The 25,612-nt window shown below is 67.5% G+C and carries 26 protein-coding genes; 23 read left to right on the top strand and 3 right to left on the bottom strand.

The window, feature by feature from the left end; all coding sequences use genetic code 11:
* The first annotated feature begins 13 nt into the window (after positions 1–13).
* The 5 genes from lysA (at position 14) to rho (ending at position 7,067) form a co-directional block, all read left to right on the top strand.
* Positions 14–1,396: a diaminopimelate decarboxylase gene (gene lysA / locus KXD97_RS29950; RefSeq protein ID WP_260758219.1), complete on the top strand. Its 1,383-nt coding sequence runs from the start codon at positions 14–16 to the stop codon at positions 1,394–1,396.
* Entirely contained in the window at positions 1,393–2,709 is a 1,317-nt protein-coding gene (locus KXD97_RS29945) for a homoserine dehydrogenase (RefSeq protein WP_260754636.1), read from the top strand. Before lysA ends, KXD97_RS29945 begins: the two co-directional genes overlap by 4 nt.
* On the top strand, positions 2,706–3,785 hold the full coding sequence (thrC, locus tag KXD97_RS29940) for a threonine synthase (RefSeq protein ID WP_260754635.1): 1,080 nt from the start codon (positions 2,706–2,708) through the stop codon (positions 3,783–3,785). The genes KXD97_RS29945 and thrC overlap by 4 nt, the downstream gene beginning before the upstream one ends.
* A 12-nt stretch (positions 3,786–3,797) precedes the next feature.
* Complete coding sequence (thrB, locus tag KXD97_RS29935) at positions 3,798–4,742, top strand: homoserine kinase (protein WP_260754634.1); 945 nt, start codon at positions 3,798–3,800, stop codon at positions 4,740–4,742.
* Between the two features lie 297 nt (positions 4,743–5,039).
* Entirely contained in the window at positions 5,040–7,067 is a 2,028-nt protein-coding gene (gene rho / locus KXD97_RS29930) for a transcription termination factor Rho (protein WP_260754633.1), read from the top strand.
* A gap of 49 nt (positions 7,068–7,116) precedes the next feature.
* On the opposite strand, the gene KXD97_RS29925 is transcribed toward rho, so the two are convergent.
* The gene (locus KXD97_RS29925; RefSeq protein ID WP_260754632.1) at positions 7,117–7,551 is read right to left on the bottom strand and encodes a MarR family winged helix-turn-helix transcriptional regulator; all 435 of its coding nucleotides are present in this window, start codon (positions 7,549–7,551) and stop codon (positions 7,117–7,119) included.
* Positions 7,552–7,623: 72 nt separating this feature from the next.
* Between KXD97_RS29925 and KXD97_RS29920 the strand changes: the two genes are divergently transcribed.
* The gene (locus tag KXD97_RS29920) at positions 7,624–8,220 is read left to right on the top strand and encodes a maleylpyruvate isomerase family mycothiol-dependent enzyme (RefSeq protein WP_260758218.1); all 597 of its coding nucleotides are present in this window, start codon (positions 7,624–7,626) and stop codon (positions 8,218–8,220) included.
* A gap of 1 nt (position 8,221) precedes the next feature.
* On the opposite strand, the gene KXD97_RS29915 is transcribed toward KXD97_RS29920, so the two are convergent.
* A complete protein-coding gene (locus KXD97_RS29915; protein WP_260754631.1) occupies positions 8,222–8,866 on the bottom strand; it encodes a TetR/AcrR family transcriptional regulator in 645 nt (214 codons plus the stop codon).
* Positions 8,867–8,971: 105 nt separating this feature from the next.
* Here KXD97_RS29915 and fadD1 point away from each other — a divergent pair, with 105 nt between their 5' ends.
* From fadD1 to KXD97_RS29835, 16 genes are all read left to right on the top strand, one after another.
* Positions 8,972–10,552, top strand: a complete 1,581-nt coding sequence (gene fadD1 / locus KXD97_RS29910) for a fatty-acid--CoA ligase FadD1 (RefSeq protein WP_260754630.1) — start codon at positions 8,972–8,974, stop codon at positions 10,550–10,552.
* 163 nt (positions 10,553–10,715) lie between these two features.
* Complete coding sequence (gene rpmE, locus KXD97_RS29905) at positions 10,716–10,928, top strand: 50S ribosomal protein L31 (RefSeq protein ID WP_260754629.1); 213 nt, start codon at positions 10,716–10,718, stop codon at positions 10,926–10,928.
* A 93-nt stretch (positions 10,929–11,021) separates the two neighbouring features.
* Entirely contained in the window at positions 11,022–12,095 is a 1,074-nt protein-coding gene (gene prfA, locus KXD97_RS29900) for a peptide chain release factor 1 (RefSeq protein ID WP_260754628.1), read from the top strand.
* A gap of 23 nt (positions 12,096–12,118) precedes the next feature.
* Positions 12,119–12,946 carry a peptide chain release factor N(5)-glutamine methyltransferase gene (gene prmC, locus KXD97_RS29895; RefSeq protein ID WP_260758217.1) on the top strand — a complete coding sequence of 276 codons (828 nt, stop codon included), beginning with the start codon at positions 12,119–12,121 and terminating at the stop codon, positions 12,944–12,946.
* A 45-nt stretch (positions 12,947–12,991) separates the two neighbouring features.
* The gene (locus KXD97_RS29890; protein ID WP_260754627.1) at positions 12,992–13,657 is read left to right on the top strand and encodes an L-threonylcarbamoyladenylate synthase; all 666 of its coding nucleotides are present in this window, start codon (positions 12,992–12,994) and stop codon (positions 13,655–13,657) included.
* 62 nt (positions 13,658–13,719) lie between these two features.
* Positions 13,720–14,886, top strand: a complete 1,167-nt coding sequence (locus KXD97_RS29885; protein ID WP_260754626.1) for a glycosyltransferase family 4 protein — start codon at positions 13,720–13,722, stop codon at positions 14,884–14,886.
* A gap of 270 nt (positions 14,887–15,156) precedes the next feature.
* Positions 15,157–15,603 carry an ATP synthase subunit I gene (locus tag KXD97_RS29880; protein ID WP_260754625.1) on the top strand — a complete coding sequence of 149 codons (447 nt, stop codon included), beginning with the start codon at positions 15,157–15,159 and terminating at the stop codon, positions 15,601–15,603.
* A 51-nt stretch (positions 15,604–15,654) separates the two neighbouring features.
* Positions 15,655–16,425, top strand: a complete 771-nt coding sequence (gene atpB / locus KXD97_RS29875; RefSeq protein ID WP_260754624.1) for a F0F1 ATP synthase subunit A — start codon at positions 15,655–15,657, stop codon at positions 16,423–16,425.
* Positions 16,426–16,521: 96 nt separating this feature from the next.
* On the top strand, positions 16,522–16,776 hold the full coding sequence (locus KXD97_RS29870) for a F0F1 ATP synthase subunit C (RefSeq protein WP_197420417.1): 255 nt from the start codon (positions 16,522–16,524) through the stop codon (positions 16,774–16,776).
* A gap of 9 nt (positions 16,777–16,785) precedes the next feature.
* Positions 16,786–17,286: a F0F1 ATP synthase subunit B gene (locus tag KXD97_RS29865; protein WP_260754623.1), complete on the top strand. Its 501-nt coding sequence runs from the start codon at positions 16,786–16,788 to the stop codon at positions 17,284–17,286.
* The gene (locus KXD97_RS29860) at positions 17,287–18,624 is read left to right on the top strand and encodes a F0F1 ATP synthase subunit B/delta (RefSeq protein ID WP_260754622.1); all 1,338 of its coding nucleotides are present in this window, start codon (positions 17,287–17,289) and stop codon (positions 18,622–18,624) included.
* Positions 18,625–18,674: 50 nt separating this feature from the next.
* Complete coding sequence (gene atpA / locus KXD97_RS29855) at positions 18,675–20,321, top strand: F0F1 ATP synthase subunit alpha (protein WP_260754621.1); 1,647 nt, start codon at positions 18,675–18,677, stop codon at positions 20,319–20,321.
* Positions 20,322–20,345: 24 nt separating this feature from the next.
* Complete coding sequence (locus tag KXD97_RS29850; protein WP_260754620.1) at positions 20,346–21,275, top strand: F0F1 ATP synthase subunit gamma; 930 nt, start codon at positions 20,346–20,348, stop codon at positions 21,273–21,275.
* A gap of 36 nt (positions 21,276–21,311) precedes the next feature.
* On the top strand, positions 21,312–22,739 hold the full coding sequence (gene atpD, locus KXD97_RS29845; protein WP_260754619.1) for a F0F1 ATP synthase subunit beta: 1,428 nt from the start codon (positions 21,312–21,314) through the stop codon (positions 22,737–22,739).
* 63 nt (positions 22,740–22,802) lie between these two features.
* Entirely contained in the window at positions 22,803–23,168 is a 366-nt protein-coding gene (locus KXD97_RS29840) for a F0F1 ATP synthase subunit epsilon (RefSeq protein ID WP_260754618.1), read from the top strand.
* Between the two features lie 6 nt (positions 23,169–23,174).
* The gene (locus KXD97_RS29835) at positions 23,175–23,621 is read left to right on the top strand and encodes a DUF2550 domain-containing protein (protein ID WP_260754617.1); all 447 of its coding nucleotides are present in this window, start codon (positions 23,175–23,177) and stop codon (positions 23,619–23,621) included.
* A gap of 6 nt (positions 23,622–23,627) precedes the next feature.
* On the opposite strand, the gene KXD97_RS29830 is transcribed toward KXD97_RS29835, so the two are convergent.
* Positions 23,628–24,203 carry a cob(I)yrinic acid a,c-diamide adenosyltransferase gene (locus tag KXD97_RS29830; RefSeq protein WP_260754616.1) on the bottom strand — a complete coding sequence of 192 codons (576 nt, stop codon included), beginning with the start codon at positions 24,201–24,203 and terminating at the stop codon, positions 23,628–23,630.
* A gap of 81 nt (positions 24,204–24,284) precedes the next feature.
* On the opposite strand from KXD97_RS29830, the gene murA reads away from it, so the two are divergent.
* Positions 24,285–25,538 (top strand): UDP-N-acetylglucosamine 1-carboxyvinyltransferase, encoded by a 1,254-nt coding sequence (murA, locus tag KXD97_RS29825; RefSeq protein WP_260754615.1) that lies wholly within the window; start codon positions 24,285–24,287, stop codon positions 25,536–25,538.
* Positions 25,539–25,612 lie beyond the last annotated feature (74 nt).

Genomic DNA, 25,612 nt, shown 5'->3' with positions numbered 1-25,612 from the left:
CGAGGTGCATCCCGTGGCGACACCGGACCGCCCCGAGCAGCCTGCCGACGTTCTCCGGCTGGCGCCGAATGTGTGGCCGCAGCACGCCGTTCGCGGCGACGACGGTGTCGTATCGATCGCCGGAGTGCCGGTCACCGAGATCGCCGCGGAGTTCGGCACCCCGGTATTCATCATCGACGAGGACGATTTCCGGTCCAGGTGCCGGGAGATCTCTGCCGCATTCGGCGGCGGCGAGTACGTGCACTACGCCGCGAAATCGTTCCTGTGCACCGAGGTGGCGCGCTGGATCGACGAGGAAGGCCTTTCACTCGACGTCGCCAGCGGCGGTGAACTGGCGGTCGCGCTGCACGCCGGTTTCCCGCCCGGCCGGATCGCCCTGCACGGCAACAACAAATCGGTCGCCGAGCTGACGGCCGCCGTCGAACACGGTGTCGGTCACGTGGTGGTCGACTCCATGATCGAGATCGACCGGCTCGACCGGATCGCCGGCGAAGCCGGTGTGGTCCAGGACGTGCTCGTCCGGGTCACCGTCGGTGTCGAGGCCCACACCCACGAGTTCATCTCCACCGCGCACGAGGACCAGAAGTTCGGGCTGTCGCTGGCCAGCGGCGCGGCGATGGCCGCGGTGCGCCGCGTGTTCGAGACCGACAATCTGCGCCTGGTCGGCCTGCACAGCCACATCGGTTCCCAGATCTTCGACGTCGCCGGCTTCGAGGTGGCCGCGCACCGGGTGATCGGGCTGCTGCGCGACGTGGTGGCCGAGTTCGGTGTGGAGAAGACCTCGCAGATGTCGATCGTCGACCTCGGCGGGGGACTTGGCATCTCCTATCTGCCGCAGGACAATCCGCCGCCAATGGGTGAGCTCGCCGACAAGCTGCTCACGATCGTGCGCAACGAGTCCGCCGCCGTCGGGCTGCCCGCCCCGCGGCTGGTGGTGGAGCCCGGTCGTGCCATCGCGGGCCCGGGAACCATCACCCTTTACGAGGTCGGCACCGTCAAGGACGTGGCGGTGTCCGCGGACAAGAATCGGCGCTATGTCAGCGTCGACGGTGGGATGAGCGACAACATCAGAACCTCGCTCTACGGCGCCGAGTACGACGTCAGGCTGGTGTCGCGCAACAGCGCCTCGGCGCCGACCCTGTCTCGGGTGGTCGGCAAACACTGTGAGAGCGGCGACATCGTGGTGCGTGACGCGTGGTTGTCCGACGACGTGGCGCCGGGGGACCTGCTCGGCGTCGCGGCCACCGGCGCATACTGCTATTCGATGTCGAGCCGCTACAACCTGATCGGCCGGCCGGCCGTGGTGGCCGTGCGCGACGGGCGGGCACGCCTGATCCTGCGCCGGGAGACGGTCGAGGACCTCTTGAGTCTGGAAGTGAGTGAGGTGAAGCGGTGAGTGACGAGATCGGCGTAGCCGTACTGGGGCTCGGCAACGTGGGCAGCGAAGTGGTGCGCATCATCAGCGAGAGCGCCGCCGACCTGACCGCGCGCATCGGGGCGCCGCTGGCGGTCCGGGGGATCGGGGTGCGGCGCGTCGACGCCGACCGCGGCGTGCCGGTGGAGATGCTGACCGACAACATCGACGAACTCGTCTCGCGCGACGACGTCGACATCGTCGTCGAGCTGATGGGCCCGGTCGAGCCCGCGCGCAAGGCCATCCTCGCCGCGCTCGAACAGGGCAAGTCCGTGGTCACCGCCAACAAGGCGCTGATGGCGGTGGCCGCCGGTGAGCTGGCCCAGGCCGCCGAGCACGCACACGTCGACCTGTACTTCGAGGCGGCCGTGGCCGGTGCCATCCCGGTGATCCGCCCGCTGACCCAGTCGCTGGCCGGCGACACCGTGCTGCGGGTGGCCGGCATCGTCAACGGCACCACCAACTACATCCTGTCCGAGATGGACAGCACCGGCGCCGACTACGCCTCCGCACTCGCCGACGCGTCCGCGCTCGGGTACGCCGAGGCCGATCCGACCGCCGACGTGGAGGGCTACGACGCGGCGGCCAAGGCCGCGATCCTGGCGTCGATCGCGTTCCACACCCGGGTCAGCGCCGACGACGTCCACCGCGAGGGCATCACCAAGGTCACCTCGGCCGATTTCGCCTCCGCACGCGCGCTGGGCTGCACGATCAAGCTGCTCGCCATTTGCGAGCGGCTCACCACCGATGATGGGCAACAACGGGTTTCGGCGCGGGTGTACCCGGCGCTGGTGCCGCTGGAGCATCCGCTGGCTTCCGTCAACGGCGCGTTCAACGCGGTCGTCGTCGAAGCCGAGGCCGCCGGGCGGCTGATGTTCTACGGTCAGGGCGCCGGTGGCGCGCCGACCGCGTCGGCGGTGCTCGGCGATCTGGTGATGGCCGCGCGCAACCGGGTGCAGGGCGGTCGCGGCCCGCGCGAATCCAAATACGCCAAGCTGCCGGTCGCGCCCATCGGGCTGATCCCGACGCGCTACTACGTCAACATGAACGTCGCCGACCGTCCGGGCGTGCTGTCCGCCGTCGCGGCCGAGTTCAGCAAGCGCGAGGTCAGCATCGCCGAGGTGCGTCAGGAAGGCATGGTCGACCAGGGCGGTCAGCGCTGCGGCGCCCGCATCGTCGTGGTCACCCACCAGGCCGCCGATGCGGCCCTGTCCGAGACCGTCGAGGCCCTCGCCGATCTCGAGGTTGTCCAGAGCATCAACAGCGTCCTGCGGATGGAAGGGACCACAGAGTGAGTACCACCCGAGCCGTGCATCAGCCCTGGCCCGGTCTGATCGAGGCATACCGGGACCGGCTGCCCATCGAGGACAGCTGGACCACCATCACGCTGCGCGAGGGCGGCACCCCGCTGTTGCCGGCGCCTCGGCTGTCCGAATACACCGGCTGCACCGTGCATTTGAAGGTCGAGGGGCTCAACCCGACCGGCTCGTTCAAAGACCGTGGCATGACGATGGCCGTCACCGAGGCGGTCTCGCGCGGGCAGCAGGCGGTGCTGTGCGCGTCGACCGGCAACACCTCCGCCTCGGCCGCCGCCTACGCAGCCCGCGCCGGGATCACATGCGCGGTGCTGGTGCCGCAGGGCAAGATCGCGATGGGCAAGCTGGCCCAGGCGGTCATGCACGGCGCCAAGATCATCCAGATCGACGGCAACTTCGACGACTGCCTTGAGCTGGCCCGCAAGCTCACTGCGGACTTCCCGACGGTCTCACTTGTCAACTCGGTCAACCCGTTCCGCATCGAGGGCCAGAAGACCGCGGCGTTCGAGATCGTCGACGCGCTCGGTGACGCCCCGGACGTGCATGCGCTTCCGGTCGGCAACGCCGGCAACATCACCGCCTACTGGAAGGGCTACACCGAGTATCACCGCGACGGTCTTGCCACGAGGCTGCCCCGCATGCTGGGCACCCAGGCGGCCGGGGCCGCGCCGCTGGTGCTCGGTGAGCCGGTGAGCGATCCCGAGACCATCGCGACCGCGATCCGGATCGGTTCGCCCGCGTCGTGGACTTCGGCAGTGGAGGCGCAGCAGCAGTCCGACGGGCGCTTCCTGGCCGCCACCGACGAGGAGATCCTCGCCGCCTACCATCTGGTCGCCCGTGCCGAAGGGGTGTTCGTCGAACCGGCGTCGGCGGCCAGCATCGCCGGCCTGCTGAAGTCCATCGAAGACGGCTGGGTCGCCAAGGGTTCCACTGTCGTTTGCACCGTCACCGGCAACGGACTCAAAGACCCCGACACCGCGCTCAAAGGCATGCCCGCGGTCATCCCCGTGCCCGTCGACCCGGTCGCGGTCGTCGCCAAGCTCGGTCTGGTTTAGGACCCGTTGACCGTGACCCGCACCCTGCCGCCCGGTCTGGCGGCCACCGCCGTGGTGGCCGCCTCCAGCGCCAATCTCGGACCCGGCTTCGACAGCATGGGGCTGGCGCTCAGCCTCTACGACGAAATCGTCATCGAGACAACAGAATCAGGTCTTGTCGTCGAGGTCGAGGGGGAAGGCGCGGGCCAGGTTCCGCTGGACGCATCGCATCTGGTGGTGCGTGCCATTGAGCGTGGCCTGCGTGAGACCGGAATGGCCGCACCCGGTTTGATCGTGCGGTGCCGCAACGACATTCCGCACTCTCGCGGACTGGGCTCCTCGGCCGCGGCAGTCGTCGGCGGACTGGCGGCTGCCAACGGCCTTGCCGTGCAATCCGATTCCGATCCGATGTCGCCGGAGCGGTTGGTGCAGGTGTCCTCGGAGTTCGAAGGGCACCCGGACAACGCCGCCGCCGCGGTGCTCGGTGGCGCGGTGGTGTCCTGGACCGAAGCCGGGGACGGAGAGCCGCGGTACGCCGCTGCGCCGATCCGGCTGCACCCCGACATCACGGTGTTCGCGGCCATTCCGCAGGTGCGCTCGTCCACGGCGGAGACGCGGGTGCTGCTGCCTGAGCAGGTCTCCCACACAGACGCCCGGTTCAACCTCAGCCGCGTCGCGCTGCTGGTCGTCGCGCTCACCGAACGGCCCGATCTGTTGATGGCGGCCACCGAGGATGTGCTCCACCAGCCGCAGCGTGCCCCCGCGATGCCGGCGTCGGCGGAATACCTCGCCGTCCTGCGGCGTTGTGGGGTGGCAGCAGTGCTGTCCGGGGCAGGCCCCACAGTGTTGGCACTCAGCACCGATCCCGAATTGCCCGCACAGGCTCTCCAGTACGGTGCGGACAACGGGTTCACGGTGAAGAAGATGTCCGTCGGAGCGGGAGTGACATGGACCTCCGGCGTGGCGGCGCGCAGCTAGATCGACGCGCTTATCGGGAGTAACAGAAGCAACATGCGAATCATGATGTTTCTTGCGTCCATGCCGGATGCGGGTTATTGTCGGTTTCGTCCAGAAATCGCAGCGTCTTCACCTGCGCCGACACTAGGACGACTCTTCTTTCAGGTGTTCAATTTTGTGGACTGACGGCTCGCTGTATCGCGGCGAGACCTGGCGATCACCGTTGCGGTGGCAATGGTGTGACCTCGGCGTTCAGCGGATCAGCTGAGCGCACTGAACCCTCGCGTGACCTGATCAGCGAGGGAAGAAAGGAAATCCGTGACTGATACGGACCTCATCACGGCTGGCGGCTCCGACAGCGGCGAGCTGCCTGGCACCGTGAGCGCAGACATTTCGTCACCCGCCGATGCAGGAGCGCCCGCTGCGGCGCCCGCCGCGGGTGATGCGCAGGCGGCCGCACCGGCCCGGCGCGGCGCTCTGACCAGCATGGTGCTGCCCGAACTGCGCGCTCTCGCCAAGGAGATCGGCGTCGAAGGCGCCTCCGGCATGCGCAAGAGCGAACTGATCGCGGCCATTCGTGAACGCCGCGGCGAAGCCAAGGACAAGCCGCAGGCCAAGAACGGCACCGCCGAGCAGCCGCCCGCCGCCGACACTGCCGTACCGATTCAGCCCGCCGAACAGCCGGCGGACGAAGGCGCCTCCCAGGAGAACGCCGACGGGCAGCCCCAGACCCGCCGCCGCGAGCGTGGCGGGTCCTCGCGTGAGCAGGGCGGCCCCCGGGCCGGCGGGCAGACCGGCGAACAGGCCGATGACGGCGCAGCCGAGCAGAACAAGCAGGACCGGACCGACGCCGGTCAGCCGGAGTCCGGTCAGGCCGAGGGCCGTAAGAAAGCCCAGCAGGACCAGCAGGGTGGCCGCGAAGGCCGCGACGGCAGGGACAACCAGAACGCCGGTCAAGGCAGGGGCCAGGGCGGCGGTCAGACCGCGAAGTCCGATTCGGAGGCGGACACCCGCGCCGACGGCGGCGACCAGCAGGGCGGTCAGAATCGCGGCCGCTCGACCGACACCAGCGACGACGACGGCGACGGCCGTCAGGGGCGGCGTGGTCGCCGGTTCCGCGACCGCCGGCGGCGCGAGCGCGGTGGCGACGGGGGTGGCGGCGGTGACCGCGAGACCGAACTGCGCGAAGACGACGTCGTGCAGCCCGTCGCCGGCATCCTCGACGTGCTCGACAACTACGCGTTCGTCCGCACCTCGGGATATCTGGCCGGGCCGAACGATGTGTACGTCTCGATGAACATGGTCCGCAAGAACGGCCTGCGCCGCGGCGACGCCGTGACCGGTGCCGTTCGAGTCCCCCGTGACAACGACGGCGGCGACAAGAATCCGCGGCAGAAATTCAACCCGCTGGTGCGCCTCGACACCGTGAACGGCAAGCCCGTGGAGGAGGCCAAGAAGCGGCCCGAGTTCACCAAGCTCACCCCGCTGTACCCGAACCAGCGGCTGCGCCTGGAGACCAGCTCCGACAAGCTGACCACCCGCGTGATCGACCTGATCATGCCGATCGGCAAGGGCCAGCGCGCCCTGATCGTGTCTCCGCCGAAGGCCGGTAAGACCACGATCATGCAGGACATCGCCAACGCGATCACCCGCAACAACCCCGAATGCCACCTCATGGTCGTGCTCGTCGACGAGCGTCCCGAAGAGGTGACCGACATGCAGCGTTCGGTCAAGGGCGAGGTCATCGCGTCCACCTTCGACCGGCCGCCCTCAGATCACACGCAGGCCGCCGAGCTGGCGATCGAGCGGGCCAAGCGCCTGGTCGAACAGGGCAAGGACGTCGTGGTGCTGCTGGACTCGATCACCCGGCTGGGCCGCGCGTACAACAACGCGTCGCCGGCGTCGGGCCGCATCCTGTCCGGGGGTGTGGACTCCACCGCCCTGTATCCGCCGAAGCGGTTCCTCGGCGCGGCGCGCAACATCGAAGAGGGCGGCTCGCTGACGATCATCGCCACGGCCATGGTCGAGACCGGCTCGACCGGTGACACGGTGATTTTCGAAGAGTTCAAGGGCACCGGTAACGCCGAGCTCAAGCTTGACCGCAAGATCGCCGAGCGCCGGGTGTTCCCGGCGGTGGACGTCAACCCGTCGGGCACCCGCAAGGACGAGCTGCTGCTCTCGCCCGATGAGTTCGCCATCGTGCACAAGCTCCGCCGCGTGCTGTCCGGGCTCGATCCGCATCAGGCCATCGATCTGCTGATGAGCCAGCTGCGTAAGACCAAGAACAACTACGAGTTCCTGGTCCAGGTGTCGAAGAACACCCCCGGCGGCGCCGACAACGACTGAGTGGTGCGGTGTGGTCGCCCGTGCCGAGCACGGCCGGCCACACCGGGCCTCACAGGTAGGGGTCGGTGATCTCGCGCAGCGATAGAAGCGCTGTGCGCATCGCATCGAAAGCCTTGTCGCCCAGGTGCTTCCGCCATTCCTGCTCGATGCGTGCCACCTCCGCCCCGGCCCGCCGGCACAGCTCGGCCCCCTTGTCGGTCAGTGTCACCACACGCGCCCGGGCGTCCGAGGGATCCGGCAGGCGCGTGACGTACCCTGCACGCTCGAGTTGGTCGATCAGCGCACCCGCGGTCTGCTTGGTCACCCGGGCCTGTTCAGCCAGATCGGTCAGCCGCATCCCGGCCGGGTCCAGCCGCTGCAGCAGCCGTGACTGCGCAACCGTCACGTCGTCCACCCCCGACCGGGCCAGCGCGGCCATCACCCGACTCTGAACCTCGCGGTGGGCGATGTACATCAGCACCGCGGTGCCGGGCTGGGAATCCATGCGTTGACTTTAGTACGAGATGCTGACTAAATTCGTCAGTGAAACTGACTTAAAACCACCTCGGGGGTGACCGTGGACAGCAACGCCGTCTGGCATCACATCGACACGCAGCGGTCCGAGCTTGCCGACCTCCTCGACGAGATCGACGCGGGCGACCCGGCGCTCTGGGACTCGCCGTCGCTGTGCGCCGGCTGGACCGTCCGCAACGTCGCCGCCCATCTCACGCATTCGACGATCAGCACCCCGCGCATGCTCGTGGAGGCCGCGCGCAGTGGCTTCCGCTTCAACGCCGTGGTGAACCGGATGGCGGTCACCGACGCCAGGACGCCCGCCGAGATCGCGGCGAATCTGCGTGCCGTCGTCGGCAGCCGGCGCCACCCGCCTGGAACCACCGCGCTCGAACCGTTGATCGACGTGCTGGTCCACACCCAGGACATCTGCATTCCGCTCGGCGTCGACCGGCCCATGCCCGTCGATGCCGCGGCCGCGGCCGCCGAACGTGTCTGGGCGACGGGCTTTCCGTTCCACGCCCGCCGCCGGCTGGCCGGAACCCGCCTGGTCGCCACCGATGCCGACTTCGTCGCCGGCGACGGCCGCGAGGTTGCGGCGCCGATCAGTGCCCTACTCCTGCTGATGACCGGACGTCAGACCGCCCAGCAATTCGGCTAGCTCAGCTCCCGGCTGGATCGCTGCGCAGGGCCGCAACCAGGTAGCGGCGGGCATGCCGCAGCACCGATTCGCGATTGTCGACGTCGCACTTCTCGCCCGGGACCGTGGCCAGGCTCATCATGATCCGGGCAATCCACTCGGCGGCCTCGGCGCGATCGGTGCCCGGGTGAATCTCACCGCGCTCGACAGCGGCCTGCACGTAGGGCTCCCAGAACGCCGCGATCTCGGGGATGAGTCCCCGCACGCCCAGTCCGACGCATGCGGTGAAAGCCTCCGGCTCCTCCTGGCGCAGCTTGAGCACCAGCGCTCCGGGCGCCTCGGATTCCCTGCGCGCCAGTTCCACCCCCGCCGCGATCTGCTCGTCGAGTCCGGTCAGCGTGTCGAGGCGGGTGCGGGACTCGGTCCAGAACGCGTCGTTGAGGCGGACGATCGCGGCGCCGAGAAGTTCGTTCTTGTCGGGGAAGTGGCGGTAGAGCCATCCGCGGCTGACGCCGGCCACCTCGGCGACCTCGGAAACGGTGGTCGCGCGAATCCCCTTGGCAATCAGGCACTGTTCGGCCGCATCGATCAACCGGTCCCGGACCGGCCTGATCTCGGGCTTGGCCCCCGAATTCGGCACTGGATTCGCTACGGCGGCGGCGTTCATCAACATATCTTCGCAAATGAACGGGGCGGGACGGCTGAGGTACGCTTCGTCCGGTCGGAACAGTAGACAGTTTTCTTGATCTGTTCATTTGGAGGTGGACCGGGTTTGGCCGAGACAGTGCAGCAGCTGCTGCGGGAACGCGCGGACAGCGACGCCGTCGCGATCACCTACAAGGGGCGCACCTGGACCTGGCGGGAGCACCTCGACGAGGCCGCTGCCCAAGCGGCGGCGCTGATCGGCGCGGCACACCCCGATCGGCCCCTGCATGTCGGGGTGCTGCTCGGCAACACTCCGGACATGCTCACCGCGATGGCCGCGGCCGGGCTGGGCGGTTACGTGCTGTGCGGAATCAACAACACGCGCCGCGGCGAAGCGCTCGCCCGCGACATCCACCGGGCCGACTGCCAGTTCTTGATCACCGACGGCGATCACCGGAACCTGCTCGACGGCCTCGACCTCACCGGGGTGCGGGTGCTCGAGGTCGGCACCCCGGCATGGAAGGAGCTCACCGTCGCGGCCGGACCTCTGACGCCGCACCGAGAGGTCGCCGCGACCGACACATTCATGCTGATCTTCACCTCGGGCACCAGCGGGGACCCCAAGGCCGTGAAGATGATGCAGGCGATGGTGGTGCTGGCCGGCGCGGCGCTGGTGGGCCGCTACCAGCTCACCTCCGACGACGTCTGCTACCTGTCGATGCCGCTGTTCCACAGCAACGCGGTGCTGGCCGGCTGGGCCGTCGCGGTCAACTCCGGCGCCGCGATGGCTCCCGCGCACTTCAGCGCGTCGCGCTTCGTCGACGACATCCGCCGCTACGGCGCCACCTATATGAACTACGTCGGCAAACCGCTGGCCTACATCCTGGCCGCTCCCGAGCGGCCCGACGACATCGACAACCCGCTCCGGGTGGCGTTCGGTAACGAGGCCACCGACCGCGACATCGCCGAGTTCTCCCGCCGTTTCGGGTGCGACGTGTGGGACGGCTTCGGATCCACCGAGAACGCGGTCACCGTGACCCGCGAGGAAGGCTGTCCGCCCGGCTCCATCGGCAAGGGCTTTCCCGGCGTCGCCATCTACAACTCCGCAACCCTCACCGAGTGCGCAGTCGCCGAGTTCGACGAGCACGGCGCGCTGCGCAACGCCGACGACGCGATCGGGGAGCTGGTCAACACCCAGGGCGCCGGGATGTTCGCCGGCTACTACAACGACCAGGACGCCACCGACGACCGGATGCGGCACGGCATGTTCTGGTCCGGCGATCTTGCCTACCGGGACGCCGACGGCTGGATCTACCTCGCCGGCCGCACCGCGGACTGGATGCGGGTGGACGGCGAGAACATGACCGCGGCCCCGATCGAGCGCATCCTGATCCGGCAACCGGCCATCAGCATGGTGGCGGTGTACCCGGTGCCCGACGAGTTCGTCGGCGACCAGGTGATGGCCGCGATCGTGCTGCAGGACGAGGCGAGGCTCACCCCCGACGAGTTCGCCCGGTTCCTGGCCGCCCAGCCCGACCTGTCACCGAAGGCGTGGCCCCGGCACGTGTGGATCGCCGACGAGCTGCCGAGCACGGCCACCAACAAGATCCTCAAACGCGAGCTCATCGCGATGGGGGTGCGGCCCGCGGGCCGGACACTGTGGCGACGCGACGGCTCCGGCTACCGCAGGGTCGCCGACCAGGAATAGTGGACGCCGACCGCGCGTTTAGGCTGCTGGCGGTTGACCTGGCATAATCAGTGCCAGTCTGCCGGCTTCCGGCCGGGTGGACCGCCGACACCTCGGTTCCGGTTCACGCCGCAGCCTCCCAGAACGGGGAGGGCGACCCGGGGCCACGATCGAAGAGGAAACCATGAAATCGGGCATTCATCCTGACTACGTCGAGACCACCGTGCTGTGTGGTTGTGGGGCGACCTTCAACACCCGCAGCACCAAGCAGAGCGGCCAGATCACCGTCGAGGTCTGCTCGCAGTGCCACCCGTTCTACACCGGTAAGCAGAAGATCCTCGACAGCGGCGGTCGCGTCGCCCGCTTCGAGAAGCGCTACGGCAAGCGCACCAAGTAGCTGCCGCAACGGCGCCCGCTCTGCTGCATATGCGCAGGCCGGGCGCCGTTTCGCGCATCAAGGAGAGTCCAGACCGAGAGCTGAGGAGGCGAGATGACCGAGACCGCGCCGGCGATCGAGGCGATCCTCGCCGAGCACGCCGAACTGGAGGCCCGCCTGGCCGAGCCCGAGTTGCACGCCGACCCGGGCGCCGCCCGCAAGGTGGGACGACGGTTCGCGCAGGTGTCGCCGATCGTGGCCACCTACCGCAAGCTCGACGCGGCCCGCGGTGACCTGGAGGCGGCCCGCGAACTCGCCGCCGACGACGCGTCTTTCGCCGCCGAGGTCGACGAACTCACCACCAAGGTGGCCGAGCTCGACAACCAGCTGACGGACCTGCTGGCGCCGCGCGACCCGCACGACGCCGACGACATCGTGCTGGAGGTCAAATCCGGCGAGGGCGGCGAGGAGTCTGCGCTGTTCGCCGCGGACCTGGCCCGGATGTACATCAGATACGCCGAGCGGCACGGTTGGACGGTCACGATGCTGGGGGAGACCACCTCCGATCTGGGCGGCTACAAGGACGCCACGTTGTCGATCGCGAGCAAAGGTGATTCCGCCGACGGTGTGTGGTCGCGGCTCAAGTTCGAAGGCGGCGTGCACCGGGTGCAACGGGTGCCCGTCACCGAGTCGCAGGGCAGGGTCCATACCTCGGCCGCCGGTGTCCTGGTCTATCCCGAGCCCGAGGAAGTCGAACAGGTCCAGATCGACGAGTCGGATCTGCGCATCGACGTGTACCGCAGCTCGGGCAAGGGCGGACAGGGCGTCAACACCACCGACTCGGCGGTGCGCATCACGCACCTTCCCACCGGCATCGTGGTGACGTGCCAGAACGAGCGGTCGCAGCTGCAGAACAAGGCGCGCGCGATGCAGGTGCTCGCGGCCCGTCTGCAGGCGCTGGCCGAGGAGCAGGCGCAGGCCGACGCTTCGGCCGACCGGGCCAGCCAGATCCGCACGGTGGACCGCAGCGAGCGCATCCGCACCTACAACTTCCCCGAGAACCGGATCGCCGACCACCGGATCAACTACAAAGCGCACAACCTCGACCAGGTTCTCGACGGCGACCTCGACCCGTTGTTCGATGCCCTCGCCGCCGCCGACAAGCAAGCCCGGTTGCAGAACACGTGAACGTAGCCGACCGGCCGGTGACGATGCGTCAGTTGATCGACGACGCCGCCGACGTGCTGGCCGCAGCCGGGGTCGGGTCGCCGCGGGTCGACGCCGAGCTGCTGGCCGCCCACGTGGCAGGCATCGACCGGGGTCGCCTCAGATTCACAGAGCCCGACGACGCGTTCGCCGCGCGGTTCCGTGACCTGGTGGCCAGGCGCGCTGATCGCATACCGCTGCAACACCTCACCGGCGTCGCCGCGTTCGGATCCGTCACCGTGCAGGTCGGGCCCGGCGTGTTCATACCGCGACCCGAAACCGAGGCTCTTCTGGAATGGGCGCTGGCGCAGCGGCTTCCGGCGCGGTCGCGGATCGTCGATCTGTGCACCGGCTCCGGTGCGCTGGCACTGGCGCTGTCGGTGAACTTCCCAAAGGCCGAGGTGATCGCCGTCGACGACTCCGATTCCGCGCTGCAGTACGCGCACCGTAATGCCTCCGGCACGGCCGTTTCGGTGATCCGGGCCGACGTCACCGCCGAGGACACGCTGAGCGAGCTCGACGGCACGGTCGACCTGCTGGTCGCCAACCCGCCCTATATTCCCGTCGGCGCCGAGCTCGAACCTGAAGTGGCGCAACATGATCCACACCATGCGTTGTTCGGCGGCGCGGACGGGATGTCCGTGATCGACCGCATCGTCGACGTGGCGGCACGACTGTTGCGGCCGGGCGGGCGATGCGGCATCGAACACGACGACACCACTTCCGGACTGACCGTCGCGGCGTTGTCCGCAACCGGGGCATTCACCGACGTCACGGCGCGACACGACCTCACCGGCCGGCCGCGTTTCGTGACCGCGGAACGGGCCGGGTGAGAGGCTGATCAACGTGAACCAGCGAGAAGCGGAGGCGGATCGCGTATGAGCGACGTGATCTTCGACTGCACCGATCCCGCGCAGCGAGAGGCCGGTATCGCGTCGGCGATCAGTGCGCTCAAGGGCGGTCGACTGGTCGTGATGCCCACCGACACCGTGTACGGCATAGGTGCCGACGCGTTCGACAGCGACGCGGTCGCGGCGCTGCTGGCGGCCAAAGGCCGTGGACGCAACATGCCCGTGCCCGTGCTCGTCGGCTCGTGGCACACCATCCAGGGCCTGGTCTATTCGGTTCCCAACAGCGCCAAGGAGCTGATCCGGGCGTTCTGGCCGGGTGCGTTGAGCCTGGTGGTGCACCAGGCCCCGTCGCTGCAGTGGGACCTCGGTGACGCGAACGGCACCGTGATGCTGCGGATGCCGCTTCATCCCGTCGCGATCGAACTGCTGCGCGCCGTCGGACCGATGGCCGTGTCCAGCGCCAACATCTCGGGCCATCCCCCCGCGGTCACCGCCGTGCAGGCCCGCGAGCAACTCGGCGATCGCGTCGAGGTCTACCTCGACGGAGGCCCTGCCGAACAGCAGGCGGCGTCGACGATCGTCGATCTCACCGGACCGCACCCGCGGGTGCTGCGGGAAGGCCCGGTGTCAGTGGACGCGATCGCCGGTGTGCTCGGCGTCGATGCAGCGACCCTGACCACCCCGCCGGATTGATCTGGAGTTCTGTGCAACTGGGTTCGGCGTCCGAGACGGTCGCGCTGGCAGGGGAGAGCCTCATGGCGCTCTCCGACCGCGGCGCGGGGGTGCCGCTGCGCGAACTCGCGCTGGTCGGTCTGACCGCCGCGATCATCACCTATCTGGCCACCGGCCTGGTACGGGTGCTCGCTACCCGCTGGGGTGCGGTGGCCTACCCCCGGGAACGCGACGTGCACCTGCAGCCCGTCCCGAGGATGGGCGGCTTGGCGATGTACGTCGGCGTCGTCGCGGCCGTGCTGCTGGCGTCGCAGCTACCGGCGCTCACCCGTGGCTTCGTGTACTCGTCGGGGATGCCTGCGGTCGTGGTCGCGGGCGGGCTGATCATGGTGGTCGGACTCATCGACGACCGCTGGGGCCTCGACGCGCTGACGAAGTTCGCCGGCCAGATCACCGCCGCCAGCGTGATGGTGACCATGGGTGTGGCCTGGAGCGTGCTCTACATCCCGATCGGCGGGGTCGGCACCATCGTGCTCGACCAGGTGGCGTCCATCCTGCTGACGCTCGCGTTCACCGTTGCCCTCGTCAACGCGATGAACTTCGTCGACGGCCTCGACGGGTTGGCGGCCGGTCTCGGCCTGATCACCGCATCCGCGATCTGCATGTTCTCGGTCGGCCTGCTTCGCGACCACGGCGGCGATGTGCTGTTCTACCCGCCCGCGGTGATCTCCGTCGTGCTCGCCGGCGCCTGCCTGGGATTCCTGCCGCACAACTTCCACAAGGCGCGGATCTTCATGGGTGACTCCGGATCCATGCTGATCGGCTTGATGCTGGCGGCCGCGTCCACCACGGCCGCGGGCCCGATCTCGCAGACCGCCTACGGCGCGCGGGACGTCTTCGCGCTGCTCTCTCCGTTCCTACTGGTGGTGGCCGTGGTGTTCGTGCCCGCCCTGGACATGCTGCTGGCCATCATCCGGCGCACCCGCAAGGGGTTGAGCCCGTTCAGTCCCGACAAGATGCACCTGCACCATCGGCTGCTGGAGATCGGTCACTCGCACCGCCGGGTGGTGCTGCTCATCTACCTGTGGGTCGGTATCGCCGCGCTGGGCGCCGCCAGCACGATCTTCTTCGATCCGCGGCACACCGGAGCGGTGATGGCGGGTGCGGTCGTGGTCGCGATCGTCGTGACGCTGATCCCGTTGCTGGGCCGCCGAAACGGTGCGCCGGACGAGGTGTACGACAAAAAGTAGTAGGCCCTCTTTTGTGGCCCTCACCATGTGTTAGGGTTCAATAAGAACCCGAAAAAAGACCTCGCGGGTTGCCGGCCTCCGGGCGGTTCGATGGCATCGATCAGAGCATCGGCCGGGCTGGCGCAATGACCACATTTGGACCGAAACAGGGAGCAACCCCTTGGGTGATTCCAGCGCGCCCGACGCCCTCCGTTACGCTACGGGCGCCACGCACAGGACGCTCGGGAAGTTCCCATCGATGCTTGATGACCGCCGGATTGAGGTGAAGCAGTGACGACGCCAGCGCAAGATGCGCCGTTGGTGTTTCCGTCCGTTGCTTTCCGACCCGTGCGTCTGCTCATCGTGTGCGTCGCGCTGACCGCGGTTGCACTTCTGGCCTCAGGGTTCACCGGCAATATCCTCTTCGGCGCGTTCTTCGGCCTCGGCCTCGGCCTGGGGCTGGTCAACGCCCTGCTCGTGCGCCGGGCCGTGGAGTCCATCACCGCCGAGGAACACCCCTTGAAGAAGAAGATGGCGGTGAACTCGGCGACACGTCTACTCGTCATCACCGCCGTCGCGCTGACCGTCGCGTTCCTGTTCCGGGAACACGGCGGCATCGCCGTGCTCTTCGGCCTCGCGATCTTCCAGGCGCTGCTCGTGATGAGCACGAGCATCCCCGTCCTGAAAAAGATCCGCAGCGACGGGCTGAACGTGCTCGACACGGATTCGAAGGATTGATCTGACCTACATGAACAAGCTGGTCCAGTTGAACGGGAAAAGACGGGAAGCATGACCGAATCCATCCTCGCCGCGGAGGAAGGTGGCGCCGCCATTCACGTCGGGCACCACGTCCTGGTGTTCGAACTCTTCGGTATGACCTTCAACGGCGACACGATCCTGGCCACCGCCGTTTCGGCGCTGATTGTCATCGCGCTGGCGTTCTACCTCAAGTCAAAGGTCACCGCCACGGGTGTGCCGAGCGGCGTGCAATTGTTCTGGGAGGCCCTGACCGTCCAGATGCGTCAGCAGATCGAGAGCGCGATCGGGATGAAGGTGGCGCCGTTCGTGTTGCCGCTGGCGGTCACGATCTTCGTGTTCATCCTCGTCTCGAACTGGCTCGCCGTGCTGCCACTGCAGTACGGCGGCGCCGACGGCGCGGCGGCCGAGCTGTACAAGGCGCCGGCCTCGGACATCAACTTCGTGCTCGCGCTGGCGCTGTTCGTGTTCATCTGCTACCACGCCGCAGGTATCTGGCGCCGCGGCGTGATCGGACACCCGGTCAAGGTCGTCAAGGGCCACGTCGCGTTCCTTGCGCCGATCAACATCGTCGAGGAGCTCGCCAAGCCGATCTCGCTGGCCCTCCGACTTTTCGGCAACATCTTCGCGGGCGGCATCCTCGTGGCCCTCATCGCGATGTTCCCCTGGTACATCCAGTGGTTGCCGAACGCCGTCTGGAAGACCTTCGACTTGTTCGTCGGCCTGATCCAGGCATTCATCTTCTCGCTGTTGACGATCCTGTACTTCAGCCAGTCGATGGAGCTGGAACACGAAGACCACTGAGAGCACTGAGCTTCACTACCGCTAAGTCCCTACGAGCAACGATCACGAACTCTGGCGGCACCGCCCCCAGTTATCAAGGAGGATAAGAGAATGGAAATCGACCCCAACGCCATCATCACGGCTGGTGCGCTGATCGGCGGCGGTCTGATCATGGGCGGCGGCGCGATCGGTGCCGGTATCGGTGACGGTATCGCCGGTAACGCCCTGATCGCCGGTATCGCTCGCCAGCCTGAGGCTCAGGGCCGGCTGTTCACGCCGTTCTTCATCACGGTTGGTCTGGTCGAGGCGGCCTACTTCATCAACCTGGCCTTCATGGCGCTGTTCGTCTTCGCCACTCCGGGCCTGCAGTAATCCACCGGCATGGGTGAGCTCACCACATCTCTCGTCGCCGCCGAAGAGGGCGGAGGGACCAGTAACTTCCTGATCCCCAACGGCACGTTCTTCGCCGTCCTGCTCATCTTCCTGATCACGCTCGGCGTGATCTCGAAATGGGTTGTGCCGCCGATCAGCAAGGTCCTGGCCGAGCGTGAGGCGATGCTGGCCAAGACCGCTGCCGACAACCGCAAGTCGGCCGAACAGGTCGCGGCGGCGCAGGCGGACTACGACAAGACAATGGCCGACGCCCGCAGCGAGGCTTCGTCGATCCGCGATGAGGCCCGTGTCTCGGGCCGCCAGGTGGTCGACGACAAGCGGGCAGCGGCCAGTGGCGAGGTCGCCGAGACGGTGCAGTCCGCGGACGAGCAGTTGTCGCAACAGGGTTCGGCCGCCCGGTCGGATTTGCAGTCCTCCGTCGACGGCCTGTCCGCGACGCTGGCCAGTCGGATCCTGGGCGTCGACGTGAATTCAGGTGGGAGTCGTTAGATGTCGATCTTCATCGGACAGCTGATCGGCTTTGCCGTCATCGTGTTCATCATCGTCAAGTGGGTCGTGCCGCCCGTGAAGGGGCTGATGCAACGGCAGCAGGAGGCTGTGCGGGCCGCCCTGGCCGAGAGTGCCGAAGCGAGCAAGAAGCTCGCCGACGCCGACGCGATGCACGCCAAGGCGGTCGAGGACGCGAAGGCGGCAGGGGCCAAGGTCACCGAAGAAGCGCGGCAGGATTCCGAGCGGATCGCCGCTCAGCTTGCCGAGCAGGCCGACGCTGAAGCCGAGCGGATCAAAGCCCAAGGCGCCCAGCAGGTTCAGCTGATGCGCCAGCAGCTCATCCGGCAGCTGCGCACCGGTCTCGGTGCGGAGTCCGTCGAGAAGGCCACCGAGATCGTCCGCAACTATGTGTCCGATCCGGCCGCGCAGTCCTCGACGGTCGACCGCTTCCTCGACGATCTGGATGCGATGGCTCCGTCATCGACGGTGCTCGAGGCGGGTGCGTCGCTCAATCTGCGCGCCGCCAGCCGCGAGGCGCTCGCCGAAGTGGTCAAGAAGTTCGAGTCGCTCGCGGAGAATGCCGACTCCGGCGCTCTGACCGCGTTGGCCGACAACCTGGCCGCGGTGGCCAAGGTGCTCCTCGACGAGCCCACGCTCACCAAGTACCTCGCCGAACCGGCCGACGATGCCACCGCGAAGGAGCGGCTCGTCGAGCGGTTGTTCGGCGGCAAGGTCGACGACGCCACGCTGGATCTGCTCAAGACCGCCGTCGCGCAACGCTGGTCCAGCGAAGCGAACCTGGTCGACGCGATCGAGCATGTCGCCCGGCTGGCGCTGCTGGTCCGCGCAGAGCGTGACGGGCAGAGCGAAGAGGTCGAGGACCAGCTGTTCCGGTTCGGCCGGTTGCTCGACTCGCAGCCGCAGCTGAGCAGGCTGTTGGCCGACACCACGGTGCCTGCCGACAAGCGTGTCAACCTGCTGACGAAGGTCCTCGACAGCAGCGACGGTGTCAACGACACCGCCAAGGCGCTATTGACGCAGACCGTCGACCTGATTCGCGGTGAATCCGCCGACGACGCGGTCAACGACCTCGCCGAGCTCGCGGTGTCCCGGCGTGGCGAGGCCGTCGCCCAGGTCACCGCAGCGGCCGACCTCACCGACGCGCAGCGCAACCGGTTGACCGAGGTGCTGAGCCGGATCTACGGACGCCCGATGTCGGTTCAGCTCGACATCGATCCCGAGGTTCTCGGCGGGCTCCTGATCACGGTCGGTGACGAGGTCATCGACGGTTCCATCTCCTCGCGGTTGGCCGCGGCCCGCACCGGGCTGCCGGACTGACCGCCCCAGAACTCGAGCAGTAACAAACACGAAGGCAGGAACGAAAAGCCATGGCAGAGTTGACAATCTCGGCTTCTGACATCGAAGGGGCGATCGAGGACTACGTCTCCTCCTTCACCGCCGAGTCCGACCGTGAAGAGATCGGCATCGTCGTCGACGCCGGCGACGGCATCGCCCACGTCGAGGGTCTGCCCTCGGTGATGACGCAGGAGCTGCTGGAGTTCCCCGGTGGGGTTCTGGGCGTCGCACTGAACCTCGACGAGCACAGCGTGGGCGCCGTGATCCTGGGTGACTTCGAGAAGATCGAAGAGGGCCAGCAGGTCAAGCGCACCGGCGAGGTGTTGTCGGTGCCGGTCGGTGACGCGTTCCTCGGCCGCGTGGTGAACCCGCTGGGGCAGCCGATCGACGGTCAGGGCGACATCGAGTCCGACACCCGGCGCGCACTGGAACTGCAGGCTCCGTCGGTGGTTCAGCGCCAGGGCGTGTCCGAGCCGCTGCAGACCGGTATCAAGGCCATCGACTCGATGACCCCGATCGGGCGCGGCCAGCGCCAGCTGATCATCGGTGACCGCAAGACCGGCAAGACCGCCGTCTGTGTCGACACCATCCTCAACCAGCGTGAGGCGTGGGAGACCGGCGACCCCAAGCAGCAGGTGCGTTGCGTCTACGTCGCCATCGGCCAGAAGGGCACCACGATCGCGTCGGTGAAGCGCGCTCTCGAAGAGGGCGGTGCGATGGAGTACACCACCATCGTCGCGGCCCCCGCCTCCGACGCCGCCGGCTTCAAGTGGCTGGCGCCCTACACCGGTTCGGCCATCGGCCAGCACTGGATGTACGACGGCAAGCACGTCCTGATCGTTTTCGACGACCTGTCCAAGCAGGCCGACGCCTACCGCGCAATCTCGCTGCTGCTGCGTCGCCCGCCGGGCCGCGAGGCGTTCCCCGGTGACGTGTTCTACCTGCACTCCCGGCTGCTGGAGCGTTGCGCGAAGCTGTCCGACGAGCTCGGCGGCGGGTCGATGACGGGTCTGCCGATCATCGAGACCAAGGCCAACGACATCTCGGCGTTCATCCCGACCAACGTCATCTCGATCACCGACGGTCAGTGCTTCCTGGAGTCCGACCTGTTCAACCAGGGCGTGCGTCCGGCCATCAACGTTGGTGTGTCGGTGTCCCGTGTCGGCGGTGCCGCGCAGATCAAGGCCATGAAGGAGGTGGCGGGCTCGCTGCGTCTGGAGCTGTCGCAGTACCGCGAGCTGGAGGCGTTCGCCGCGTTCGCCTCGGATCTTGATGCCGCCTCCAAGGCGCAGCTGGATCGTGGTGCTCGCCTGGTCGAGCTGCTCAAGCAGCCCCAGTACACCCCGTACCCGGTCGAGGACCAGGTCGTCGCGATCTACCTCGGCACCGGCGGTCACCTGGATTCGGTTCCTGTCGAAGACGTGGCGCGTTTCGAGGCGGAACTGCTCGAGCATTTGAAGGCCTCGCACAGCGACATCCTGCAGAGCATCCGCGAGAGCAAGAAGCTCTCCGAGGAGGTCGAGGAGAAGCTGGTCAACGTCATCAACGAGTTCAAGAAGGGCTTCTCGGCTTCCGACGGCAGCTCCGTGGTGGTCAACGAAGCCGAGGCTGAGGCGATGGACGAGGCAGACGTCGAGAAGGAATCCGTCAAGGTCCGCAAGCCGGCCCCCAAGAAGTAGGACCGGGAAGGTCTGGAGAGCTAGATGGCTGCAACACTGCGCGAGCTCCGTGGGCGCATCCGTTCCGCCGGGTCGATCAAGAAGATCACCAAGGCCCAGGAACTGATCGCCACGTCGCGAATCGCCAAGGCGCAGGCCCGAGTCGAGGCGGCTCGGCCCTACAGTGCTGAGATCACCAACATGCTCACCGAGCTCGCGAGCGCCAGCGCGCTGGATCATCCGCTGCTCGTCGCCCGGGAGAACCCGCGGCGGGCCGCTGTGCTGGTGGTGTCCTCGGACCGCGGGCTGTGCGGCGCGTACAACGCGAACGTGCTCCGGCAGGCCGAGGAGCTGTTCTCGCTGCTGCGCGAAGAGGGCAAGGAACCGGTCCTGTACGCCGTCGGGCGCAAGGCATTGGGCTACTTCAGCTTCCGTCAGCGCCAGGTGGTCGAGTCCTGGACCGGGTTCTCGGAGCGTCCGACGTACGAGAACGCCCGCGAGATCGCCGACACCCTGGTGACGGCCTTCATGTCGGGCGCCGACGATGAGGGTGACGACGCGGGTGCCGACGGCATTCTGGGTGTCGACGAACTGCACATCGTCTTCACCGAGTTCAAGTCGATGCTGTCGCAGTCGGCAGCGGCACGCCGCATCGCCCCGATGGTCGTCGAGTACGTCGGCGACGAGCAGCCCGAGGAGGGCCCGCACACGCTGTTCTCGTTCGAGCCGGATCCCGAGACCCTGTTCGACGCACTGCTGCCGCGCTACGTCGCCACCCGCGTGTACGCCGCGTTGCTCGAAGCAGCGGCCTCGGAGTCGGCTTCGCGCCGGCGCGCCATGAAGTCGGCCACCGACAACGCCGACGATCTGATCAAGGCGTTGACCCTGGCGGCCAACCGCGAGCGCCAAGCGCAGATCACCCAGGAAATCAGCGAGATCGTCGGCGGCGCCAACGCACTGGCCGACGCCAAATAGTCTGAGAAGCAAGCCCCTTTAGGAAGCGAAGAGAAAATGACAGCTACCGCCGAAAAGACTGCCGGCCGCGTCGTTCGGATCACCGGTCCCGTGGTCGACGTGGAGTTCCCGCGTGGCTCCGTACCCGAACTGTTCAACGCGCTGCACGCCGAGATCTCTTACAAAGAGTTGTCCAAGACGCTGACGCTGGAGGTCGCGCAGCACCTGGGCGACAACCTGGTCCGCACCATCTCGATGCAGCCCACCGACGGCCTGGTCCGTGGTGTGGAGGTCACCGACACCGGTTCCTCGATCTCGGTGCCCGTCGGCGACGGCGTCAAGGGTCACGTCTTCAACGCCCTCGGTGACTGCCTCGACGAGCCCGGCTACGGCAAGGACTTCGAGCACTGGTCGATCCACCGCAAGCCCCCGGCCTTCGCGGAGCTCGAGCCCCGCACCGAGATGCTGGAAACCGGCCTGAAGGTCGTCGACCTGCTCACCCCGTACGTGCGCGGCGGCAAGATCGCCCTGTTCGGCGGTGCGGGCGTGGGGAAGACGGTGCTCATCCAGGAGATGATCAACCGCATCGCCCGCAACTTCGGTGGTACCTCGGTGTTCGCCGGCGTGGGGGAGCGCACCCGTGAGGGCAACGACCTGTGGGTCGAGCTCGAGGACGCCAACGTGCTCAAGGACACCGCGCTGGTGTTCGGCCAGATGGACGAGCCGCCGGGCACCCGTATGCGCGTCGCGCTCTCGGCGCTGACGATGGCGGAGTTCTTCCGTGACGAGCAGGGTCAGGACGTGCTGTTGTTCATCGACAACATCTTCCGGTTCACGCAGGCCGGCTCCGAGGTGTCCACCCTGCTCGGCCGTATGCCGTCCGCGGTGGGTTACCAGCCGACCCTGGCCGACGAGATGGGCGAGCTGCAGGAGCGCATCACCTCGACCCGTGGCCGGTCCATCACTTCGATGCAGGCCGTGTACGTGCCCGCCGACGACTACACCGACCCGGCGCCGGCCACCACCTTCGCCCACCTCGACGCGACCACCGAGCTCTCCCGGTCGGTGTTCTCGAAGGGCATCTTCCCCGCGGTGGATCCGCTGGCGTCGTCGTCGACGATCCTCGACCCGGCCGTCGTCGGTGACGAGCACTACCGCGTGGCCCAGGAAGTCATCCGAATCCTGCAGCGCTACAAGGACCTTCAGGACATCATTGCGATTCTCGGTATCGACGAGCTGTCCGAAGAGGACAAGCAGCTGGTGAACCGGGCGCGCCGTATCGAGCGTTTCCTGAGCCAGAACATGATGGCCGCCGAGCAGTTCACCGGCCAGCCGGGCTCCACGGTGCCGTTGAAGGAGACCATCGAGGCCTTCGACAAGCTCACCAAGGGCGATTTCGACCACCTGCCGGAGCAGGCGTTCTTCCTCATCGGCGGTCTCGACGATCTGGCGAAGAAGGCCGAGAGCCTCGGCGCCAAGCTGTGAGTGTGGCGGGCACCGGCGCGTTGAGCGTCTGCGCGAAGAGCATTCAGCGGAAGGTGGTGCGGCATGGCTGACCTGCACGTCGAGATCGTCGCCGTGGAGCGCGAGCTGTGGTCGGGGGACGCGACGTTCGTGTTCACCCGCACCACCGCCGGTGAGATCGGCATCCTGCCCCGCCACATCCCGCTGGTGGCGCAGCTGGTCGACGACGCCATGGTGCGGGTCGAGCGCGAAGGTGAGGACGATCTGCGCATCGCCGTCGACGGCGGATTCCTGTCGGTCACCGAGGAAGCGGTTCGGATCCTCGTCGAGAACGCGGCGTTCGAGTCGGAGATCAACGCCGACGAGGCCAAGCAGGACGCGGAGTCCGACGACGAGCGGACCGCGGCATGGGGTCGCGCGCGCCTGCGCGCCCTGGGCCAACTGGACTGACTGCCGATGAGCGCGTCCATGCTGTTCATGGTCGCGCTCGTCGGTGTCCTTCTGCTCGTCGTCATCACGCTGTCCTACCGGCTGTGGAAACTGCGGCAGGTTGGCGGTACCGCCGCGATCCTGCGGGATTTTCCCGCGGTCGGTGGCCACGGTTGGCGGCACGGAGTGATGAGATATCGGGGTGGAGAAGCCGGGTTCTATCGGCTGTCAAGCCTGCGGTGGTGGCCCGACCGCACTCTGAGCCGGCGCGGGCTCGAGATCGTCGCCCGGCGTTCACCACGGGGCGACGAATTCGACATCATGACCGACGAGATCATCGTCCTGGAGCTGCGCGACACGAGCCCTGAGCGTGGTCGCGGCTACGAGATCGCCTTGGATCGAGGCGCTCTGACGGCATTCACATCCTGGCTGGAGTCCCGCCCGTCTCCCCGGGCGCGCCGGAGATCCTACTGAGTCCTCCTACTGACGCTGCCCGCCCGGCTGCCACAGCACGTCCCCGTCGGGGTTGGCCACTCGCGACAGGATGAACAGCAGATCCGAGAGCCGATTCAGATACTTGGCGGGCAGCACGCTGACCGCGTCGCCGTGGGTCTCGACGGCGTGCCAGGCGGACCGCTCTGCCCGGCGGGTCACGGTGCGGGCCACGTGCAGCAGCGCCGACAGCGCGGTGCCGCCGGGCAGGATGAACGAGTTCAGCGCCGGCAGGCCCTCGTTGAATTCGTCGCACCAGGCCTCCAGACGGTCGATATAGCTCTGCTGGATGCGCAGCGGCGGATATTCGGGGTCGGCCACCACCGGCGTCGACAGATCGGCGCCTGCATCGAACAGGTCGTTCTGGATCTGGCGCAGAACCTCGAGAATCCGCTCGTCAGGGTGGCCGAGCGCGACCGCAACCCCGATTGCGGCGTTGGCTTCGTCACAGTCGGCGTAGGCCGACAACCGTGCATCGTTCTTGGAAACCCGGCTGAAATCGCTGAGCCCGGTGGTGCCATCGTCGCCGGTCCGCGTATAGATCCGCGTCAGGTGCACTGCCATGCCAAAACGGTACCGGGCCGTGCCCTTCGGCCGCGGCTCGGCAGCCTGACATGGCCCAGCACGCTGTTTACACTGACCGGCGTGAGCGAGCGTTTCGTGGTGACCGGCGGTTGCCGGTTATCGGGCGAAGTGGCCGTCGGGGGCGCCAAGAACAGTGTGTTGAAGTTGATGGCCGCGGCGCTGCTCGCAGAGGGCACCAGCACGATCACCAACTGTCCCGACATCCTCGACGTCCCGTTGATGGCCGAGGTGCTGCGCGGACTCGGCGCAACCGTGGAACTCGATGGAGACGTCGTCCGGATAACCTCGCCCGACGAGCTCAAGTACGACGCCGACTTCGCCGCGGTCCGCCAATTCCGCGCGTCGGTGTGTGTGCTGGGACCACTGGTCGGCAGGTGCAAGAAGGCGAAGGTGGCGCTTCCCGGCGGTGATGCCATCGGGTCGCGGCCCCTGGATATGCACCAGGCGGGTCTGCGTCAGCTCGGTGCCAGGTGCAACATCGAGCACGGTTGCGTGGTGGCCGAGGCCGATTCTCTGCACGGCGCAGAGATCCAGTTGGAGTTCCCGTCGGTCGGTGCGACCGAGAACATCCTCATGGCCGCCGTCCTGGCCGAGGGGGTCACGACGATCCACAACGCCGCGCGCGAACCGGACGTCGTCGACCTGTGCACGATGCTCAACCAGATGGGCGCCCAAGTCAGCGGTGCGGGATCGTCGACACTGACGATCACCGGCGTCGACCGGCTCTACCCGACCGAACACCGGGTGATCGGCGACCGGATCGTCGCGGCCACCTGGGGGATAGCCGCGGCGATGACGCGCGGGGATATCTCGGTGACGGGCGTCGACCCGGCGCACCTGCAGCTGGTGCTGCACAAGTTGCACGACGCCGGCGCCACGGTGACCCAGACCGACGACGGTTTCCGGGTCGTTCAATACGAGCGTCCGAAGGCGGTCAACGTCGCGACGCTGCCGTTCCCCGGCTTCCCGACCGACCTGCAGCCGATGGCGATCGGCCTGGCGGCGGTCGCGGACGGCACATCGATGATCACCGAGAACGTGTTCGAGGCCCGCTTCCGCTTTGTCGAAGAGATGATCCGGCTCGGAGCCGACGCCCGCACCGACGGTCACCATGCCGTGGTGCGGGGGATTCCCCAGCTTTCCAGTGCGCCTGTGTGGTCTTCCGACATCCGCGCGGGCGCTGGGCTGGTGCTCGCAGGCCTGGTCGCCGACGGCGACACCGAAGTTCACGACGTGTTCCACATCGATCGCGGCTACCCGAAGTTCGTGGAAAATCTGCTCAGCCTCGGCGCCGAGATCGAGCGGGTAAGCTAGATCTTGTGCGGCTGTAAAACGGCTGCGCCCCTCTGACCAGCGGATTTGACTTCGAAAGAAGGCAAGTTCTAATC

The sequence above is a fragment of the Mycobacterium sp. SMC-8 genome, from assembly GCF_025263565.1.
GTDB lineage: Bacteria > Actinomycetota > Actinomycetes > Mycobacteriales > Mycobacteriaceae > Mycobacterium.
Note: the sequence above shows the minus strand (reverse complement) of the source record. Positions and strands in the feature narration are given on the sequence as shown.

What these genes read in the sequence shown, in the direction of transcription:
- KXD97_RS29860 (WP_260754622.1), top strand. Translation starts at nt 17,287, where the DNA reads ATGTCGATCTTCATCGGACAGCTGATCGGCTTTGCCGTCATCGTGTTC.
- atpD (WP_260754619.1), top strand. Translation starts at nt 21,312, where the DNA reads ATGACAGCTACCGCCGAAAAGACTGCCGGCCGCGTCGTTCGGATCACC.
- KXD97_RS29835 (WP_260754617.1), top strand. Translation starts at nt 23,175, where the DNA reads ATGAGCGCGTCCATGCTGTTCATGGTCGCGCTCGTCGGTGTCCTTCTG.
- atpB (WP_260754624.1), top strand. Translation starts at nt 15,655, where the DNA reads ATGACCGAATCCATCCTCGCCGCGGAGGAAGGTGGCGCCGCCATTCAC.
- atpA (WP_260754621.1), top strand. Translation starts at nt 18,675, where the DNA reads ATGGCAGAGTTGACAATCTCGGCTTCTGACATCGAAGGGGCGATCGAG.
- prfA (WP_260754628.1), top strand. Translation starts at nt 11,022, where the DNA reads ATGACCGAGACCGCGCCGGCGATCGAGGCGATCCTCGCCGAGCACGCC.
- KXD97_RS29925 (WP_260754632.1), bottom strand. Translation starts at nt 7,551, where the DNA reads ATGGATTCCCAGCCCGGCACCGCGGTGCTGATGTACATCGCCCACCGC.
- KXD97_RS29885 (WP_260754626.1), top strand. Translation starts at nt 13,720, where the DNA reads ATGGCGCTCTCCGACCGCGGCGCGGGGGTGCCGCTGCGCGAACTCGCG.
- KXD97_RS29915 (WP_260754631.1), bottom strand. Translation starts at nt 8,866, where the DNA reads ATGAACGCCGCCGCCGTAGCGAATCCAGTGCCGAATTCGGGGGCCAAG.
- KXD97_RS29890 (WP_260754627.1), top strand. Translation starts at nt 12,992, where the DNA reads ATGAGCGACGTGATCTTCGACTGCACCGATCCCGCGCAGCGAGAGGCC.
- KXD97_RS29865 (WP_260754623.1), top strand. Translation starts at nt 16,786, where the DNA reads ATGGGTGAGCTCACCACATCTCTCGTCGCCGCCGAAGAGGGCGGAGGG.
- rpmE (WP_260754629.1), top strand. Translation starts at nt 10,716, where the DNA reads ATGAAATCGGGCATTCATCCTGACTACGTCGAGACCACCGTGCTGTGT.
- KXD97_RS29850 (WP_260754620.1), top strand. Translation starts at nt 20,346, where the DNA reads ATGGCTGCAACACTGCGCGAGCTCCGTGGGCGCATCCGTTCCGCCGGG.
- KXD97_RS29830 (WP_260754616.1), bottom strand. Translation starts at nt 24,203, where the DNA reads ATGGCAGTGCACCTGACGCGGATCTATACGCGGACCGGCGACGATGGC.
- KXD97_RS29840 (WP_260754618.1), top strand. Translation starts at nt 22,803, where the DNA reads ATGGCTGACCTGCACGTCGAGATCGTCGCCGTGGAGCGCGAGCTGTGG.
- prmC (WP_260758217.1), top strand. Translation starts at nt 12,119, where the DNA reads ATGCGTCAGTTGATCGACGACGCCGCCGACGTGCTGGCCGCAGCCGGG.